This is a genomic window from Marinobacterium aestuarii, assembly GCF_001651805.1.
Taxonomy (GTDB): domain Bacteria; phylum Pseudomonadota; class Gammaproteobacteria; order Pseudomonadales; family Balneatricaceae; genus Marinobacterium_A; species Marinobacterium_A aestuarii.
Window position 1 is genome coordinate 3,453,908 of sequence record NZ_CP015839.1, and the last position, 16,987, is coordinate 3,470,894.

General features: G+C 59.4%; 20 protein-coding genes. 10 read left to right on the forward strand and 10 right to left on the reverse strand.

Annotated features, from left to right (window positions below):
- Window positions 1-15 precede the first annotated feature (15 nt).
- The 5 genes from A8C75_RS15050 to A8C75_RS15070 all read right to left on the reverse strand — a co-directional run bounded on the left by A8C75_RS15050 (window position 16) and on the right by A8C75_RS15070 (window position 6,620).
- The gene (locus A8C75_RS15050; RefSeq protein WP_067384104.1) at window positions 16-1,383 is read right to left on the reverse strand and encodes a phosphohexomutase domain-containing protein; all 1,368 of its coding nucleotides are present in this window, start codon (window positions 1,381-1,383) and stop codon (window positions 16-18) included.
- Between the two features lie 79 nt (window positions 1,384-1,462).
- Window positions 1,463-2,740 carry a UDP binding domain-containing protein gene (locus A8C75_RS15055; protein WP_067384107.1) on the reverse strand — a complete coding sequence of 426 codons (1,278 nt, stop codon included), beginning with the start codon at window positions 2,738-2,740 and terminating at the stop codon, window positions 1,463-1,465.
- A 70-nt stretch (window positions 2,741-2,810) separates the two neighbouring features.
- Window positions 2,811-4,454: a glucose-6-phosphate isomerase gene (gene pgi, locus A8C75_RS15060; protein WP_067384110.1), complete on the reverse strand. Its 1,644-nt coding sequence runs from the start codon at window positions 4,452-4,454 to the stop codon at window positions 2,811-2,813.
- A 254-nt stretch (window positions 4,455-4,708) separates the two neighbouring features.
- Window positions 4,709-5,506 carry a 3'(2'),5'-bisphosphate nucleotidase CysQ gene (cysQ, locus tag A8C75_RS15065; protein ID WP_067384113.1) on the reverse strand — a complete coding sequence of 266 codons (798 nt, stop codon included), beginning with the start codon at window positions 5,504-5,506 and terminating at the stop codon, window positions 4,709-4,711.
- 91 nt (window positions 5,507-5,597) lie between these two features.
- Window positions 5,598-6,620: a hypothetical protein gene (locus A8C75_RS15070; RefSeq protein WP_067384117.1), complete on the reverse strand. Its 1,023-nt coding sequence runs from the start codon at window positions 6,618-6,620 to the stop codon at window positions 5,598-5,600.
- Between the two features lie 75 nt (window positions 6,621-6,695).
- Here A8C75_RS15070 and A8C75_RS15075 point away from each other — a divergent pair, with 75 nt between their 5' ends.
- The 8 genes from A8C75_RS15075 (at window position 6,696) to A8C75_RS15110 (ending at window position 13,215) form a co-directional block, all read left to right on the forward strand.
- Entirely contained in the window at window positions 6,696-7,343 is a 648-nt protein-coding gene (locus tag A8C75_RS15075) for a TetR/AcrR family transcriptional regulator (RefSeq protein WP_067384120.1), read from the forward strand.
- A 104-nt stretch (window positions 7,344-7,447) separates the two neighbouring features.
- The gene (locus A8C75_RS15080) at window positions 7,448-8,314 is read left to right on the forward strand and encodes a fumarylacetoacetate hydrolase family protein (RefSeq protein ID WP_067384123.1); all 867 of its coding nucleotides are present in this window, start codon (window positions 7,448-7,450) and stop codon (window positions 8,312-8,314) included.
- A 49-nt stretch (window positions 8,315-8,363) separates the two neighbouring features.
- Window positions 8,364-8,570 (forward strand): dodecin, encoded by a 207-nt coding sequence (locus A8C75_RS15085; protein WP_067384126.1) that lies wholly within the window; start codon window positions 8,364-8,366, stop codon window positions 8,568-8,570.
- A gap of 356 nt (window positions 8,571-8,926) precedes the next feature.
- Complete coding sequence (locus A8C75_RS15090; protein ID WP_067384129.1) at window positions 8,927-9,217, forward strand: hypothetical protein; 291 nt, start codon at window positions 8,927-8,929, stop codon at window positions 9,215-9,217.
- A gap of 304 nt (window positions 9,218-9,521) precedes the next feature.
- On the forward strand, window positions 9,522-9,791 hold the full coding sequence (locus A8C75_RS15095) for a hypothetical protein (protein ID WP_067384132.1): 270 nt from the start codon (window positions 9,522-9,524) through the stop codon (window positions 9,789-9,791).
- 112 nt (window positions 9,792-9,903) lie between these two features.
- A complete protein-coding gene (locus A8C75_RS15100) occupies window positions 9,904-11,322 on the forward strand; it encodes a sensor histidine kinase (RefSeq protein WP_067384135.1) in 1,419 nt (472 codons plus the stop codon).
- Window positions 11,312-11,818, forward strand: coding sequence for a hypothetical protein (locus A8C75_RS15105; RefSeq protein ID WP_067384138.1), 507 nt, complete (start codon window positions 11,312-11,314; stop codon window positions 11,816-11,818). The genes A8C75_RS15100 and A8C75_RS15105 overlap by 11 nt, the downstream gene beginning before the upstream one ends.
- On the forward strand, window positions 11,815-13,215 hold the full coding sequence (locus tag A8C75_RS15110; protein WP_067384141.1) for a sigma 54-interacting transcriptional regulator: 1,401 nt from the start codon (window positions 11,815-11,817) through the stop codon (window positions 13,213-13,215). The genes A8C75_RS15105 and A8C75_RS15110 overlap by 4 nt, the downstream gene beginning before the upstream one ends.
- A gap of 186 nt (window positions 13,216-13,401) precedes the next feature.
- Here the strand turns inward: A8C75_RS15110 and ybaK are convergent, their stop codons facing one another.
- Genes ybaK through A8C75_RS15130 form a run of 4 tightly spaced genes read right to left on the reverse strand, consistent with a single transcriptional unit; the run spans window position 13,402 to window position 15,297 of the window.
- Complete coding sequence (gene ybaK / locus A8C75_RS15115; protein ID WP_067384143.1) at window positions 13,402-13,878, reverse strand: Cys-tRNA(Pro) deacylase; 477 nt, start codon at window positions 13,876-13,878, stop codon at window positions 13,402-13,404.
- Between the two features lie 29 nt (window positions 13,879-13,907).
- Entirely contained in the window at window positions 13,908-14,528 is a 621-nt protein-coding gene (locus tag A8C75_RS15120; RefSeq protein WP_067384147.1) for a hypothetical protein, read from the reverse strand.
- The gene (locus A8C75_RS15125; protein WP_120785200.1) at window positions 14,528-15,064 is read right to left on the reverse strand and encodes a BPSL1445 family SYLF domain-containing lipoprotein; all 537 of its coding nucleotides are present in this window, start codon (window positions 15,062-15,064) and stop codon (window positions 14,528-14,530) included. The genes A8C75_RS15120 and A8C75_RS15125 overlap by 1 nt, the downstream gene beginning before the upstream one ends.
- Window positions 15,061-15,297 carry a DUF3820 family protein gene (locus A8C75_RS15130; RefSeq protein WP_067295735.1) on the reverse strand — a complete coding sequence of 79 codons (237 nt, stop codon included), beginning with the start codon at window positions 15,295-15,297 and terminating at the stop codon, window positions 15,061-15,063. The genes A8C75_RS15125 and A8C75_RS15130 overlap by 4 nt, the downstream gene beginning before the upstream one ends.
- Before the next feature lie 221 nt (window positions 15,298-15,518).
- Between A8C75_RS15130 and A8C75_RS15135 the strand changes: the two genes are divergently transcribed.
- Both A8C75_RS15135 and A8C75_RS15140 read left to right on the forward strand, forming a co-directional pair.
- Window positions 15,519-15,755, forward strand: a complete 237-nt coding sequence (locus A8C75_RS15135; protein ID WP_067384150.1) for a Rho-binding antiterminator — start codon at window positions 15,519-15,521, stop codon at window positions 15,753-15,755.
- 20 nt (window positions 15,756-15,775) lie between these two features.
- On the forward strand, window positions 15,776-16,594 hold the full coding sequence (locus A8C75_RS15140) for an MOSC domain-containing protein (protein WP_067384153.1): 819 nt from the start codon (window positions 15,776-15,778) through the stop codon (window positions 16,592-16,594).
- On the opposite strand, the gene A8C75_RS15145 is transcribed toward A8C75_RS15140, so the two are convergent.
- On the reverse strand, window positions 16,582-16,983 hold the full coding sequence (locus A8C75_RS15145) for a YbaN family protein (RefSeq protein ID WP_067384156.1): 402 nt from the start codon (window positions 16,981-16,983) through the stop codon (window positions 16,582-16,584). The genes A8C75_RS15140 and A8C75_RS15145 overlap by 13 nt on opposite strands.
- Window positions 16,984-16,987 lie beyond the last annotated feature (4 nt).

A 16,987-nucleotide genomic window follows, 5' to 3' on the forward strand; every position in this document is an offset into this window, starting at 1 on the left:
CGCCTTAATACCTCCTCAGCGCAGCAGTAGCGCCAGGATTTCTGCGGTTTTTTCCTGCATCAGCGCCTGATCAGCCCGGCTTTCGACATTCAGCCGTACCACCGGCTCCGTATTGGAGCTGCGCAGATTAAAGCGCCACTGTGCGAACTCGATGCTAATACCATCGGTTTCGTCCACCGACAGGGCTTTCGGCTCGTAGGCCGCCCGCACCCGGGCGATGGCGCCCGCCGGATCCGTCAGCTTGCTGTTGATCTCGCCGGAGCTTGGGAAGGCGGCAATGCGCTCCGCCACCAGGGACGACAATGACTGTCCCTTGTTGCTCAGCAGTTCGGCCACCAGCAGCCAGGGAATCATGCCACTGTCACAGTAAGCGAAGTCACGGAAATAGTGATGGGCGCTCATTTCACCGCCGTAGACCGCATCTTCCAGCCGCATGCGCTCCTTGATAAAGGCATGGCCTGTCTTGGACAGCACAGGTACGCCACCGGCAGCTTCTACCAGATCGATGGTATTCCAGGTCAGGCGCGGATCATGGATCACACGGGCGCCGGACTGCTTGTGCAAAAAGGCTTCGGCCAGCAGGCCAACGATGTAATAACCTTCGATAAACTGACCGTTTTCATCGAACAGGAAACAGCGATCGAAATCGCCATCCCAGGCGATACCCATGTCGGCACCCTCGGCGATGACGACATCGGCGGTCTGGGCGCGGTTTTCCTGCAGAATCGGGTTGGGAATGCCATTGGGGAAGCTGGCATCGGGTGTATGGTGCACCTTGATGAACTCGATCGGTGCACCCAGTGCCTGCAACTGACGCTCGATGGCATCCAGCGCAGGACCGGCCGCACCGTTACCGGCATTGACCACCAGCTTCAGCGGTTTCAGTGTCTTAACGTCTATGTAGGACAGCATCTTGGCCGCATAGGCATCCTTGAGATCCAGCTGGCTGTAGCTGCCGCGTTTTGCAGGCGCTGCCGGCCACTGCTGCGCTTCTGCGATCAGCTGCATTTCCTTGAGACCGGTATCACCGGAAATCGGCCGGCTGCCCTCGCGCACCAGTTTGAGACCGTTGTAGTCGATCGGGTTGTGCGAGGCGGTAACCTCCACGCCCCCATCCAGCCCCAGATGCACGGTGGCAAAATAGATTTCCTCGGTCCCCACCATGCCGATATCAACCACATCGACACCGCCATCCTGCAACCCGCGCGACAGCGCCATTTTCAACGCGTCCGAGGTTTCCCGGATATCGCCGCCCACCACCACCGAGCGCGGCGCAAACTGCTGCGCAAAGGCACGTCCGATGCGGTACACCACATCGTCGTTCAGTTCATCGCCAAGGCGACCGCGGATATCATACGCCTTGAAACAGGTCAGTTTTGTCACGTTAAAACCCCAGCCAATTGTCCAAAAATTTAAAAATCAGCGCCGCCGCCCCCGCAGGGCCTGGCAGACAAAAACGGCATCAGAGACGACCAATACCGTAGTAGTCGAATCCCTGGGCCCGCAGTAGCGCCGGATCATAGATATTGCGCCCATCCACAATCACCCGGGCGCTGAGCGTCTGCGCCAGACGGGCAAAGTCCGGCGACCAGTATTCCGGCCACTCGGTCAGCAGCAGCAAGGCATCGGCCCCTTGCGCCGCGTCGTACTTGTCGGCGCAATACTGCAGCCTTGCGTTATCACCGTAGCGCTCACGCACCTCGGGCAACGCTTCTGGGTCATGCAGCCGCACCCGGGCGCCCTGGGCCAGCAGCGCATCTATGATGCGCAGCGCCGGTGCATTGTCGATACTCGCCACCCCCGGCTTGAAGGCCAGCCCCCAGAGCGCCACCGTCTTGCCCTGCAGGTCACATTCGTAGTGCTGCCAGAGCTTGCGAAACGGCAGTTCCATCTGGCGCTGGTTTTCGGTCAGCACTGTGTCCAGCAGGGTCGAGCGGCGCTTCTCGCTAAAGAGCCCGGCCAGCCCCTCGATATACTGGGTAAAATGCTGGCCACCAAAGCCGCAGCCCGGCGCCAGATAATGCCGCCCGATACGCTCATCCGACCCCATGCCCTGACGCACGACTTCGATATCGACACTCAGCAGGTCGGCCAGGTTGGCCAGCTCGTTGATATAGCCCAGTCGCAGCGCGAGCATGCCGGTAATGGCGAATTTGGTAAATTCAGCCTCGCGCCGGGTCATCAGCTGCAGACTCTGCACGCCGCCGGAAAACGGCCGCAATAATGCCTTTAGCAGCGCCAGTGCCGCCTCGTCTTCACACCCCACCAGCAGGCTCTGCGGGCGACCAAACTGACTCAGGGCGCTGCCCTGTTGCAGGGTGTCGGGCAGGCAGATTACGTTTTGGCCTGCCCCGTGATTCAGCAGCGCCTGGAGCCTGTCGCTGGCACCTATGCCAAAATTGCTCTGATTGATCAGCAGCAGCGGCGCATCGGTGCGCTGCGCCAGACGCGTTACCAGCGCTATGGCCTGGTCTTCTTCATCCGGCGCCATGGCCAGCCAGTACACGCTGGCCTCCAGACTCTGCAATGCCGGCGCTGCACTCAGACTCCCCTGTACCATCGCAGTATCAAGCAGCGCCATCAGGCCAGGCTCCGCCCGCACGCTGCTCTGGCCGGGCCGAATATCGGTAGCGGCCGCATCAGTATGCGGCAACGATACACAGACATCATTGCCGAAAGCGGCCAGCTGTGCCCCGGCAACCCAGGCGGCGAGTTCGTCTCCCCAGACTGCAATTTTCATTTATACATTTCCATCCGTTGTACTGCCCTGCTCCATAGCTGTCGATTCTGCTGCATGACGCTGGCCTGCCTCATGATGATGCACCCGCATCCTTCCTGCGCGCACCGATGGCGGCCAGCAAGCCGTTCGTAGCCTGATCAAAGGATGCCCGCGGATGATCGCCGCTATCCAGCACCTGCAGTAACTGGGTCGCCATGGTCTTGCCCAGCTCCACCCCCCACTGGTCAAACGGATTGATCCCCCAGATGACGGACTGCACAAACACCTTGTGCTCATACAGTGCGATCAGTGACCCCAGCGCCCGCGGTGTCAGCTCGTCCAGCAAGATCACCGTGCTCGGCTGATTGCCGCGATAGCGTTGCCAGGGCTGGGAGCTGCCCTGGTCAGCACCCAGCGCCGCATCCCCCAGCGCCAGTACCCGCGCCTGGGCCAGACAGTTGGCCAGGGCCAGCTGATGCTGGCGCTGCAGGGTTTCGCGCTGGCCGGTATAACGCCGCGCCGATACCACAAAGTCACACATCACAGGCTCTGTACCCTGATGCAGCAACTGATAAAACGCATGCTGCGCGTTGGGGCCGACTTCGCCCCAGAGCACCGGACAGGTGCGGTGCGTACTGGCGGAGCCGTCACGGCACACGCTTTTGCCGTTGCTCTCCATTTCCAGCTGTTCCAGATAGGCCGGCAAATGTGCCAGACGACCGTCATAGGGCAGAATCGCGTGGGCATGAATATCCAGAAAGTTGATATTCCAGATCCCTATCATCGCCAGCAATACCGGCAAATTCTGCTGCAGCGGCGCATGGCGGAAATGCTCATCCAGGGAGTGGGCGCCGGCCAGCAGCTGCTGAAAGTTTTCGATACCAATTTTTAATGCAATCGGCAGGCCAATCGTTGACCACATGGAATAGCGCCCGCCGGTCCAGTCCCAGAAGTGCAGCTGACTGGCCAGCGGAATGCCCCACTGGCGAGCCTTGTCAGGCGACGCTGTGACGGCGATAAAGTGCCGGCTGACCAGCACCTCGTCGCGCAGATCGCTGGCTTCCTGCAACCAGCGCCTTGCCGTGGCCGCATTAGCCAGCGTATCCATGGTCGTGAAGGACTTGGACGAAACGATAAAGAGAGTCGTGGCAGGGTTCAATTGCTCAAGCAGTGCCGCCAGCTGACTGCCGTCCATGGAGGATACAAAATGCACCTCGATGCTCTTGGCCTGCTCGGGCTCAAATTCATCCAGTGCCCGGCACGCCATCATCGGGCCCAGATCCGAGCCGCCCACACCGATATTCACCACCGTATCGATGGCTTCACCGGTATAGCCGCGCCACTGACCGCTGTGCAGCAGATCGACCATCTGCGCCATGCGCGCAAGATTGGCATGTACCTTGGGCACCACATCTTCACCGGCGACCTGCAGAGTCGCGCTGGCCGGCAGGCGCAATGCCGTATGCAGCGCCGGACGCTGCTCGGTATTGTTCACCGCCTCGCCCTGGAACAGCGCTTCGATCCAGCCCGGCAGATCACAGGCGTGGGCCAGCTCCATCAGCTGGTCGACCGTTTGTGGCAACAACCGTTGACGGGACAGATCCAGCAACAGGCCTTCGTGGGCATAATTAAGGGATTCAAAACGACCGGAATCCGCCAGCAAGTCTTTCAGATGACGAGATTGCAGTTCGGCGGCGTGGGCTTCCAGCGCCTGCCAGGCAGTATCACTGTTCAACAATGACTCCTCAGGGGTACGCCTGCGCACCCGTAATTTAATAAACCGTTGCCGCCAGGGCTGCGGGCCTGAAAAAGCCACCCCCGGCACGCGACAAGACAGACCTTTGCCTGCTCCCTGTTATATCACCACTGATTCACTATCACGGGCCTCAACTGCCAATTCGCAACTGTATCGCTGGCGCCCGCAACAGCGCCGCCAATGATACCCGTCGATTGCTACAGCGCAAACCGCTCTTTGAGAATGCGGTGGGCCTATTCAGCCAATGCAGGCCAGTGCATCTGGCTGCGGCCATGGACGACAAAGAAAGGATTGAGCAGATGAGAGGTGTCAGCATAGCTGAGCGGTGTACCGTCAAGCTGAATAACCGCGCCGCCGGCCTGCTCTACCACGGCCTGGGCGGCAGCGGTATCCCACAGACAGGTAGGGCCCAGACGCGGATAGACATCGGCGCGCCCCTCCGCCACCAGGCACAGCTTGAGCGAACTGCCAATGGCCTCAATCTCGCAGGGCCCAAGCCTCGCCATCCAGCGCTCGGTGGCGGCATTTGAATGGGAGCGGCTTCCCACCACCTTCCAGGGCGCGCCCGGGGCATGTTCCGCCACTCTGATACGTCGACACGCGCCCCTGGCGTCCACCTTGAATGCACCTAGCCCGCGGGCCGCCCGATACAGCTGGTTCTGTACCGGGATGCACACCACGCCAAGCACCGCCTGACCCCGCTCGATCAGGGCAATATTGACGGTGAACTCGCCATTACGCTTGATGAACTCACGGGTGCCGTCCAGCGGGTCCACCAGCCAGTAACGCCCGGCCGCATCTGCGCCGGCAAAACTCGCTGTGTCCTCCTCCGACAGAATCGGCAGCGCGGGGGTCAGATTCGCCAGCCGCGCGACGATGAGCGCGTGGGCCGCCCTGTCAGCCTCGGTCAGCGGTGAGCTATCCGTCTTGTGCTCTACCTCAAAGTCGCGCTGATAGACCTCAAGGATGGCGCAGGCGGCGTCACGGGCGATCTGTTCAACCGCATCGAGCAGGATTTCAGTCAATTGCATGGAGCCTCCGTTCGAGTGGCAGCAATCCGCCGCGAGCGGCGAAGCTTATCAGGTGAGACACAGGCCACCATGCAGGCGACGGCGCTGGTGACTATTCAGTAGCGCCCTCAGCTGTGGATTCAGGCGAGCCCGGCAATGCGTAATCAGGCGAAAGCCGCAGCCCGACAGGACCATATTCGGGCACTCGGCCTTCCAGCACCAGGGTGCCATCAGGCTGGCGACTGAACAGCCGTACCAGCTGCTCATCCAGGCTATCGCGCTGAATAAAATGCAGCATCAGCTTGCCCGTAGACAGCCAGCGCCAGCTGCCATCACGACGCACAGCGGGCGTGCCATCGTGCATGTCCTCCGTCAGGCTGGCGTCCCCCTCTGCGCTCAGTTCAAGGGCGGTGCTGCGCTGCAGCCCGCCACCGGACACCAGCACCTGGGAATAGCGCCCAGCCAGGGCCGCGCGGGTCAGGTCACCGTAGCGACCACAGCCCCGATAACGCCGCCCGTCCAGCCGCATGTCCACACTCAGGCCATACCAGACACCGGATTCATCCCGACAGCCGGAATCATTGCCGTGGAATTCCGTCAGGCGCAGTTCCAGATCGCGACTCTTGCCATCCGGAGTTTTGAGGCTGCCACTCCAGAGTCGATCACCACGCCAGCTTGTGCCCTGTTCCACAGTGAAGCGAAAGCGCACGCGCCGGCTCTGATCCCGCACTTCCAGCCGATCACCCGACAGGTCCGCCGCCCAGTCCGGCGCCACTCCCGCCGCGCGCAGCGAAATGCCATCAAGCTCCGCGGCACAGGCGCGGCTATCGCCACCGACCAGCAGCAGCTGCTTAACCTCACCGTTTGCACGGGCCCTGAGCTCCATATAGAGCGGCAGCCCCGGTAATACCGCCAGCTCAGCGTAGCGTGCCGCCAGCGCACCCTGGGGGTCGCTCAATATACGGCTGCGACGGGAATAACAGGGCTTCATCACCCAAGTGTCACCCTTGGGAGACACCTCTCCGCGGTAGAATTGCAGCTCGACGTTATCTGCGGGCTCCGGCTTCAAGGCACAGCCTGTAACGAAAACGACCACCGGCAGCAGGCAGACCGCGCCTGCATGTAAAATACGCATATTAAATGTTACTTTTAGGTTGAATGTTCCACGAGGTTACCGATAATAGCTGCATTTGATGTGGAGAATACACCCATGGCCAGACCGGTTGAGTTTGTTCGCGCCGATGTCATCTCATCCGCGATGAACGTATTCTGGCACTCCGGTTATGGCGCGACCTCCATCCATACCCTGGTCCAGGCGACCAAACTCAAGCCCGGCTCTCTGTACGGCGCCTTTCACAGCAAGCGCGATTTTTTTCTCGAAATTATCGATACCTACGCCGGCAATCGCCTGGCACGGGTTGAGGCAGAACTCATGGCCGCAGCCTCGCCCCTGGCCGCCATTGAAGCCCTGTTCAGCCGCCTGCGCCAGGAGCTGATCGAGGACAGGGACGGCCGCGGCTGCCTGATGGTCAATACCCTGCTGGAAATGGGTTCCCAGGATGACGAGATTCGCGAACGCATCAGTGCGCACCTGAACCGCATCGAACAGCACTTTGCAACAACCCTTCAGCGCGCCATCGACAGCGGCGAGGTGCGTACCGATACCAGCGCCTCGACTCTAAGTCAGTTTCTGATGAGCGGCATTTGGGGACTGCGCGTCATGAGCAAAAAACGCCCTCAGCCCAGGGTATACGATGGCATTATCCATCAGCTGCTGCTGGTACTGAACCCCGCCCGTACTCCCGCCAGTATTGCATCTACAGCCTCCACTGCGCACACTGACGCCCTCCACGCCTGACCTCTACGGCTTGCTTTCTTATCACCCAGGCCCGGTGTGGAGAACAGCGAAGTACCGGCGACAGCCATTTAGCCAAAGTCACCCGTCCAGCTTGGAGCCCACTCATGCGCTTGATCACCTTTGAACACCAGGGCCGTCAGTCCGTCGGCGCCCTTATTGATGACCGCATTATCGACGCCGCCGCGGACCCAGAGTTACCCGGCAACATGATTGCACTGCTAACGGCGGGAGCACCCGCCCTGCAGCGCCTGCAACAACTTGCTACAGATCCCCGCGCCGCCATCGCGCTGGATCAGGTGCGCTTGCTGGCCCCGGTGCCCCGCCCCGGCAAATTTCTCGGCGTGGGCCTCAATTATGCCGACCACATTCGCGAGACGGGCCTGGCCACACCGGAATTCCCCACCATATTCAACAAGCAAACCAGCTGCGTTATAGGGCCGGGCGAGGCGATTCACAAGCCCCGCATCTCCGACAAGCTCGACTATGAAGGCGAACTGGCCATCGTCATCGGCCGGCGCTGCCGCCACGTACCACTGGACAAGGCCGCCAGCGTAATTGCCGGCTATACCATTGCCAATGATGTTTCTGTGCGGGACTGGCAGGTCAAATCCCCCACCTGGACGCTGGGAAAATCCTTCGATACCCACGGTCCCATTGGCCCCTGGATTGAAACCAGCGACTCGATTGACCCGCACAACCTTGAGCTGCGTACCTGGGTCAATGACGAGCTACGCCAGCACAGCAATACCCGCCACCTGATTTTTAACTGTTATCAGCTCATCGCAACCCTTTCCACCGTCTGCACGCTGGAGCCAGGCGATATCATCGCCACCGGCACCAGCTCCGGTGTGGGCGTCGCCATGAAGCCGCGGGGCTATATGAAGCCGGGTGACCGGGTGCGGGTAGAAATTGAAGGAATTGGCGAATTGTGCAACCCCATCATCGAAGAACCGGACACCCGCTGCTATTAATTAAGGACAGCCGCCGGTTGGTGCGGCCGCCAATAGCGAGGGAACCCCCATGTCGGAACATGTCTACAAGCTGATAGAAGTCGCGGGCTCATCCACCGTCGGTTATGACGATGCCATTCAGAAAGCGGTCACCAAGGCCGCTGCATCGCTGGAGAATCTGGACTGGTTCGAAGTCAAGGAAATGCGCGGCCACATCCAGGATGGCAAGGTCGCGCACTACCAGGTTGTCGTCAAAATCGGTTTTCGACTCGACTGATACTGCCCGCCCCCCTGTCGTAACAACCGCAGTAACACAGCCGTGCCGGTATCCCCGGCGCGGCACTATTTCCACCTGCCTGCCGCGCTCAACGCCAGCCCCTGCCGTCGCCGCCAAGCGACCACTAATCTACTGTTTTTATTGTATTTTTAGGATTTAAAAACGAAACCGTCACCAAAAAGTGACAGTTTCGTTCGCCACAGTAACCCAAACGATACAGACACACTGAAAAACACGCGACAAACAATCATAAGATTATGTTTTTAAACATAAAAAATAAGATGGCATGACTCTTGATAGGAGATAGTTAAACGCGGGCAACACCAGCCCCGACCTATCTGACAAGGAGTTCAACCGTGAAAAAATCTGTCCTGCTGCTGTGCGGTATTATTGTGGCCGCCGCGACTCTGGGCGCCGCCAATGAGGCCCTGAAACCGGGCCCGGTTCAGCCGGTGGATATTGAATCCCGAATTCCCGCCTCGCCGCTACCCGACCAGCCTGCCGAATCTCTGTCAGCCCCTTCTTATCTGGGCGACGCCCCTTTCCGCCTGGGCGACGATACGGCACATATCCTTCTGCCGCCGCCGGGTACCTTTCCCATCGACGAGCGCGGCGAAGCCAGTCCGATTCCGCACAACCTTGCCTGAGGTGGCAGCGCCTATCCCTGGCGGCTCAGCGCTGTTCGACAGTGCCCGGCATGAGCCAATCGACACCCACTGTCGCCACAAGGATACACCATAAGTAATTGATATTTAATAAATTAAACCTCTACTGCAGGCAATGGTCTGCATATGGAGACATCAATCCAGGCAACTATCGACAGCATCGCCCCCGGATGGCGATAAAAATCCGAAGAGAAATCACAACTTATTGTTTTTATTATATTTATTGATCTTCGGCATGTATATTGTATTGCCGCACCGACTCATGCCACCGACAGGGAAAGCCTGAATGAAAATCACCACCACCCTTGGGGCCGGAGCCCTGACACTGCTGACACTCTGGCTACCACTAAACCCCGCCGCAGCCACCGAAAGGATGCCCGCGGGTCTGCCGCGTATTTCCATGCCGGTGTTCTACCAGCTTGATCGCAATGCCGATGGCAAGCTCAGCTTTATCGAGGCCCGCCAGGACAAAACCCTCGGGCTGGCGTTTTATCGCATGGACCTGGACCTGGATGGCTATCTGAGCCCGCAGGAGCTGGACTCGGTCCGCGTCTAGGTACGCCTCTAGCGATGGGTCGCCAATAGCTCTGGCAGCAGCGTCTGCGCTTAACGACAGATTTCATTTGATAGATAATACTGCCTTCTCGTTCAGTCTTGGGAACCGCCTTATGACCCCAACACATCGCTGGCGCGCCGGTTCCCTGAGGCAATTGATCTTGCTAGCGTTTTTGCTGGTCGTCACGCCCCTGGGCGTACTCCTGCTGCAAGCCAGCAACGAGCTTGTCGAACAGGCTCGCCAGGGCCGCGAGCAAGCGCGTCTGTCGCTGGAGATCAGTCAACGCAACCTGCAGCTCGACGTGCTGGCGGAGGACATACTGCGCTCGGCGCGCCAATACGCCATTTTGCAGCGCAGCGACATCCGCACGCGCCAGCAGGAGCAGATAGGTCATTACCGCAATCAGCTGGATATTCAGAGCTTCCTGCTCAGAGGCAATCCAGTCATACCTTCACTGCAGGATACGCTGAGCCTGATCGAACAGGCGCAGAACGGTGAAATCGGCCTGCCACTGCTGGAACAGCTGGCGTTGCTGACCGGCGAGCTGATTAGCGAAAGCAACCGCCAGCTGGAGCAGCGACTCACCGAACTGGATCGCCAGGCCCGCGCCACACAGCAGGCACTCTGGCTGCTGGCGGCGATTCTGATTGCAGTCTCGGCGCTGTTGATGCTGTTCTTCAGCCTGCGCATCAGTCGCCCGGTCAGCCAGCTGATTGGCCGCATCCGCGCCCTCGGTCACGGCCAGCCACAGAACACTAAACCGCTGCGCGGGCCGCGCGAACTGGTTGACCTGAACGCCCAGCTCGACTGGCTGGGTGATCATCTGAACGAGCTCGAAGAGGAAAAGCAGCGCTTTCTGCGCCATATTTCACATGAACTGAAAACGCCATTGTCCACGCTGCGCGAAGGATCAGACCTGATGGCGGAAGAAGTCGCAGGTCCGCTCACCGACAACCAGCGCGAGATCGTTGAACTGATTCAACGCAACAGCTTTGAGTTGCAAACCCTGATTGAGCAGTTGCTGGACTACAACCGTTTGCAGCAACCCGGACCACTGGATGTGCGCAGCACCAGTCTGGACAGCTGCCTCAATGCAGCCCTGCACCCGCACAAGCTGTTGCTGGAACAAAAACAGATTCGGCTGGAACGACCGCTAAAAGACGCCAAATGGTCCACCGATCGGGCTATGTTGCATCGAATTCTCAGCAATCTGATCTCAAATGCGATTTACTACGGTGATGAACAGGGCAAACTCAGTGTCTGCTATCAGATACAGGACAGCCAGATGCACATTGATATAGGCAATATAGGTCCGACGATTCCCGCTGCCGAAATCGATCAGATCTTCAAACCCTTTTTCCAGGGCAAAAATCGGCGCCGGGGCCCCCTCAAGGGCTCTGGCATTGGCCTGAGCGTCGCGCATGACGCCGCCGTCGCCCTGGGTGCCACACTCTCCCTTGCCCATAATGCCGATCATAAAGTGGTGTTCCGAATCATGTTACCCGCGGTGAATGACAGCCATGCCACGTAATCTGCTGGCCGCCCCCCTGCTGCTGAGTCTGCTCGGCTGCCAGATACCCGACGCCCTGCAGCCAATAGCCAGCAACCGGGGCCCTGCCTGCTACGTCAGCAATGACGCCCTGGCCGGCCTGCTGCTGCAGCAGCAACGCTACCTGAACCAGAGCGACCAGGCCCGCAGGCAGCAACTGGCACAGGTCATTAAGAGCAACGACAAGGCGCTTGAGGCACTGCTGCTCACCAGCCCCATGGCCAGTGCCGAACAGTTCGACCAGGGCCGCAGCCTGTTGACCAGCCTGCCGCTGTACCCCAGTGCCGACTGCACCGCAGACCGCTACCTGGATATTCAGAAAAGCCAGCTGGAACCACGCCAGCAGCAGCTCACCCTGATACAGCAGCAGAGTGCCCGGATACAGCAGCAAAATGCCCAAATTTCGGAATTAAAACGCAAGATAGAAGCGCTCACGGATCTGGAACAAGAGATCACGCGACAACGCAAGGATTTATGATCATGAACAGAACCCCACACCTCCTGCTCGTCGATGATGACAGCGCATTGCTCAAGCTGCTCAAGATGCGCCTGCAGGCACAGGACTACCGCATAAGCACCGCCGAAAGCGGTCAGGAAGCCCTGCAACTGTTGTCCGGTGATACTGTGGATTTGATCATCACCGATCTGCGCATGGATCATATGGACGGCATGGCACTGTTTGAGCAGGTGCAGCGCCGACGGCCGGATCTGCCAGTCATCATCATGACGGCCCACGGTTCGATTCCCGAAGCCGTATCGGCGACTCAGCGTGGCGTTTATGCGTTTCTGACCAAACCCATTGACCGTGACCAGCTGCTGGACACTGTCCGCGCCGCGCTCAAGTCCAGCGCACGGCGTCAGGATCAGGAATGGCGTGCCGGCATCATTGGCGCCAGCCCGGCCATCGAATCCCTGTTACTGCAGGCCCAGCGTGTCGCCGAATCCGATGTCAGCCTGCTGATTACCGGTGCCAGCGGCAGTGGCAAAGAGTGCTTTGCCAAGGCCATCCACAAGGCCAGCCGCCGCGCCAACAAAGCCTTCGTCGCCATCAACTGCGGCGCTCTGCCAGAACAACTGCTGGAATCCGAGCTCTTTGGTCATAACAAGGGCGCCTTTACCGGCGCCATTACCCAGCACCGGGGCCTGTTTCAGGCCGCCCACGGCGGCACCCTGTTCCTGGATGAAATTGGCGACATGCCCCAGCCGCTGCAGGTAAAACTGCTGCGGGCACTGCAGGAGCGCACCGTTCGCGCCGTGGGCTCGACCGAAAGCGTGCCTATTGATGTGCGCATCATTTCGGCCACGCACCGCAATCTGGAGCAGGCCATAGAGGCGCAGGAGTTCAGGGAAGACCTCTATTACCGCCTGAACGTGGTCAATCTGGATTTGCCGGCGCTGCGCGAGCGCCCGGAAGATATTCCGCTGCTGGCACGACACTTTCTAAGCAAGGCATCGGATCGCCACAATCCCAAGGTACGCGGCATTTCACCCGGTGCCATTCATCTGCTGGCCCAGGCCGCCTGGCCCGGCAATGTGCGGCAGCTGGAAAACGTGCTCGAACAGGTCGTCGCACTGAGCAACAGCCCCATTGTGTCCGAAGGCCTGGTCTCCCAGGCACTGGCCAACCAGGAGCGCGTGGTACCCTCATTCAACGAGGCCCGGGCCGATTTCGAACGCCGTTACCTCATCAAAGTTCTGCGTATCACTGAAGGCAATGTGACCCACGCGGCACGCATAGCACAGCGCAACCGTACCGACTTTTACAAGCTGCTTAACCGCCACAGTCTGGAAGCCAGTGACTTCAAGCCTGGCGATATGAGCAACCGGGCAGAGAGCCGCGACAGCGCCCGGGTTTCAACTCGCAAAATCAGCTAAAGAATTTTCACGAAACACTTATCTGTCGAGGTTGCTTTGAGTACTTCCTTACTTCGAGGCGGCCGACTGTGGGTCGAGGCAAGATGAAAGTGCTCTAGTACATTATAAATTTTGGTGTGCGGAGCAGGTTCAGAATACTGAACCTTAAAACAGAGAAAGCGTGCAGCAAAAACCGCACAGCCTCTATCAATCCCGGCCAATAGGCGCCGTGACCGCGCCGGTCAGCGCAATCAGATCTGTGGCCGCCATTTCGATTTCCAGTCCGCGTCGGCCTGCGCTCATGTAGATACTGGAAAATGCCAGGGCGCTGCCGTCCAGCACCGTTGGCAAGCGTTTTTTCTGCCCGAGCGGGCTTATTCCCCCCACGACGTAACCGGTGGTGCGCTCCGCATCCGGTGCCTCGGCCATGGTAACTTTTTTACAGCCCAGCGCCGTGGCTAGCGCTTTTAGATCCAGCAGACCGGATACAGGTACGACAGCAACCGCCAGGCGACGACCGTCACCATTGAGCGCCACCAGTAAGGTCTTGAACACTCGCAGGGGCGACTGACCCAGCGCATCCGCCGCCTCCAGCCCATAGGACGGCGCCGCCGGGTCGTGAGTATACTCGTGAATCTGAAAACTGACTTTGGCCTTTTTCGCCGCATTGATCGCCGGTGTCATGACGCGTTCCGTTACAGGTGGACAGGTGGCTAGCGCACCAATATATCAGCAATATCAATCACATCCAGCACCGTACCCTGCCCCGTAGCCACCCTCAGAACGCGATCCTCGAGCAACAGCAGCTCGGTGTCGGCACCATAGCCCTGCAGGCCCCGATTCAGATCGGCGGGCAGCCGCTGTGCACGGCGACGCAGATCGGGCTCCAGCACCTCACCCCGGGCGACCTTCTTTTGCCAGCCGGGAGGCAAGTCACCACCGCGATCAAGCTTTTGCTGCAAGCCAGGCGGCAGCGGCTTGTGCTTGCCCTGCCCAGGCTGGCCCGAAAAGCCGGCATCGCCGGTACGCAGATACTGGCGAATATGGTCCCGATCCTCACGCACCAAAGGCGCCAACAGATGCAGGCGCTCGCCGTCGTGAGCACTTTCACCGACCCCCTGTACGTCGAGCCTTTTTTCATCCGCGCGCCCGTGTTTGTTACCCGCCGCTTTATCCGATTTTTTATCACCCTGGTTGTCGTATTTTTTGTCGTGCTTTTTATCGTATTGCTTGCCGTCTTCCGACTCCGGCTTTTGCGCCAGTGCCGCGCCCGAGAAGGATACGGAAAGCGCAGTCAATAAAAGAGCGACAGGCACGACTGACTTGATTCGCATTATTTGTTCATCCGTGTGAATTTTGAGCCTTCCAGCGTAAGGTTGTACATCAACCCCTTGTTGGAAAAGATAAATCCGATAATGGGCGACTGCAGCGTATTGGAATCGATAGTGCCACCGGCACCGATATCCGCAATGGCAACACTGCCATCAACGCCGGCCTCCCAACCCTCACCCTGGCGAAAACGATTCAGCGCATCCTGCGTCATAAACAGAATCACCTGACTCTTGATCTGGGCACCCAGCTGAAAACCGATGGAGGCCGCGGCGGTACTGTAATAATCGACCGTAGCGCCGGACACCAGGAGAGCACCTTCACCATACTCACCGCCGATACCCACCCCGGCCTTGTACACCTCGGGGAACATCAGTACCCCTGCGGCACGCCCGGCCAGCTCACGCCCGGCGCTGCTGTGCTGATAGAAACGCTGCATGGCTTCGGCCACTTTGGCATCGATTTCCTGGCTCGATGCGGCCTGGGCCGGCAGCGCCAGCATCAGCCACAGCAACGGCATAAACAGGTAGTGAAGTTTCATGATTTTTCTCCTCGGTGCTGTCGGCGCAGTGGTTCGACCACCGCCTCCAGCCCATTGAGTTTGATTTCGTACAGCATGCGCAGCAGATTGCCGAGCTCACCGCCGGGAAAGCCCTGACGGGCGAACCACACCATATAGGGTTCTGGCAGATCCAGCAGAACCCGCCCCTTGTATTTGCCAAACGGCATCTTCATATTGGCAATCTTTACCAACTGTTGCGGATCAAGATTCATAGTATTCCTGTGACTCTGCAAATCAGAGTCAATTATAGCCGTACGGCAAAATCTGCTGTCGACAGTACCTTAAAGCCCGCAACCAGAGCGATCATATACTGTCTTACGCCTGTGACGGGCCATCCGGATCAGCGGCGCTGACGATAGCGGTACTGCAACAGTGCTGGCAATATTGGTTCTGGCAGCGCCAGCCTATACTGTCGGCACAGGAGGGTCACCCCATGCATAGCTATAAGCCCATCAACTGTGAAGTGCACGACGGTTTTGAGCTCGCCTGCATGCGCCGGCTGCGCTACGAGGTGCACTGGCGCCATGCCGATGGCACTCTCATGCAGGATCGCATCGAATTTGTCGACCTTGAATCCCCCAGGGGCGAGGAATATCTTATCGCTAGATCCAGTCACGGCGAGCCGCTGCGTATCCGTCTTGATCACATCATCAGCAAGCTACCCTACTGAAGCCAGCCCAAGGAAGCCCGATGCCTTATCTGTCCGACCTGCATATCTATCCCATTAAATCGACCGCAGGTCTGCGCCTTGAGCGCGCTTTCGTGGAACGCGCAGGGCTCGCCTTCGATCGGCGCTTTGTACTGGCCGACACCGGCGGCCGCTTTCTCACCGCCCGCAAGCACCCCGCCCTGCTGCGTGTACGCGCCACTCCCTGGGTCGACGGCCTGATACTGAGCGCCGCAGACTGCCCGGATCTGCGCTTGAGCTACAAGCAGTTCCCGACCCGCTACCAGCCGGTTCAGGTCTGGGACGACGAGGTGCAGGGCCAGCAGTGCAGCGAGGCGGCGGATCGCTGGTTCAGCGACTACCTCGGTCTGCCGTGCCAGCTGCTCTACTTCGGCGCAGCATCCAGGCGGGTGACCGCACTCAAGCCCGACGCCCCTGTTGCCTTTGCCGACGGTTATCCGCTGCTGCTGATTGGCCAGGGCTCACTGCAGGATCTTGCCGGGCGCTGCGAGACACCCCTCAGCATGGGCCAGTTTCGCCCCAACCTGGTCATCGCCGACAGCGAGCCCTATGCCGAAGATCACTGGAAGCGCATTCGCATTGGCAGCCTGGAGCTGGAGTTCATCAAGCCCTGCTCCCGTTGCGTGATGGTCAACCTGGATACCCAAACCGCGCTTGCCAACCCGCAGCAGCAACCGCTGCGTACCCTGGCCAGATACCGCCGTGGCGAAAAGGGCCAGGTCTTGTTCGGGCAGAATCTGGTACCGCAGAACGAAGCCGTACTGGAGGTCGGCATGGAGGTTGAAATATTGGAACTGTGGACGCCTGATCAGGCACTCTGACGGGACGCATTCGGGGCCGGCACCGACGGGCGGCTCCAGATGTACAAGAGCGCACCCAGAATAGACAGGCCGGCCAGTGCCTTGAGGCGCCAGTCAAAATCACGAAACAGCATGGGATAGCTGACCAGCACCAGCATCATGGTCGTGGACAGGCACTTGATGCGCAACGGAATAACGCCATGGGTTTCCCAGTCACGAATCAGCGGCCCGAACAGGCGCTGATTCAGCAGCCACTGGTGCAGCCGCTCGGAACTGCGTGAAAAGCAGAATGCCGCCAGAATGACAAAAGGCGTGGTCGGCAGCAGCGGCAACACAACACCGATGGCACCGAGCAGCAACGCCAGCATCCCGGCCACCAGATAGAATCCCCGCACCACGCCTGGCCGCATCCAC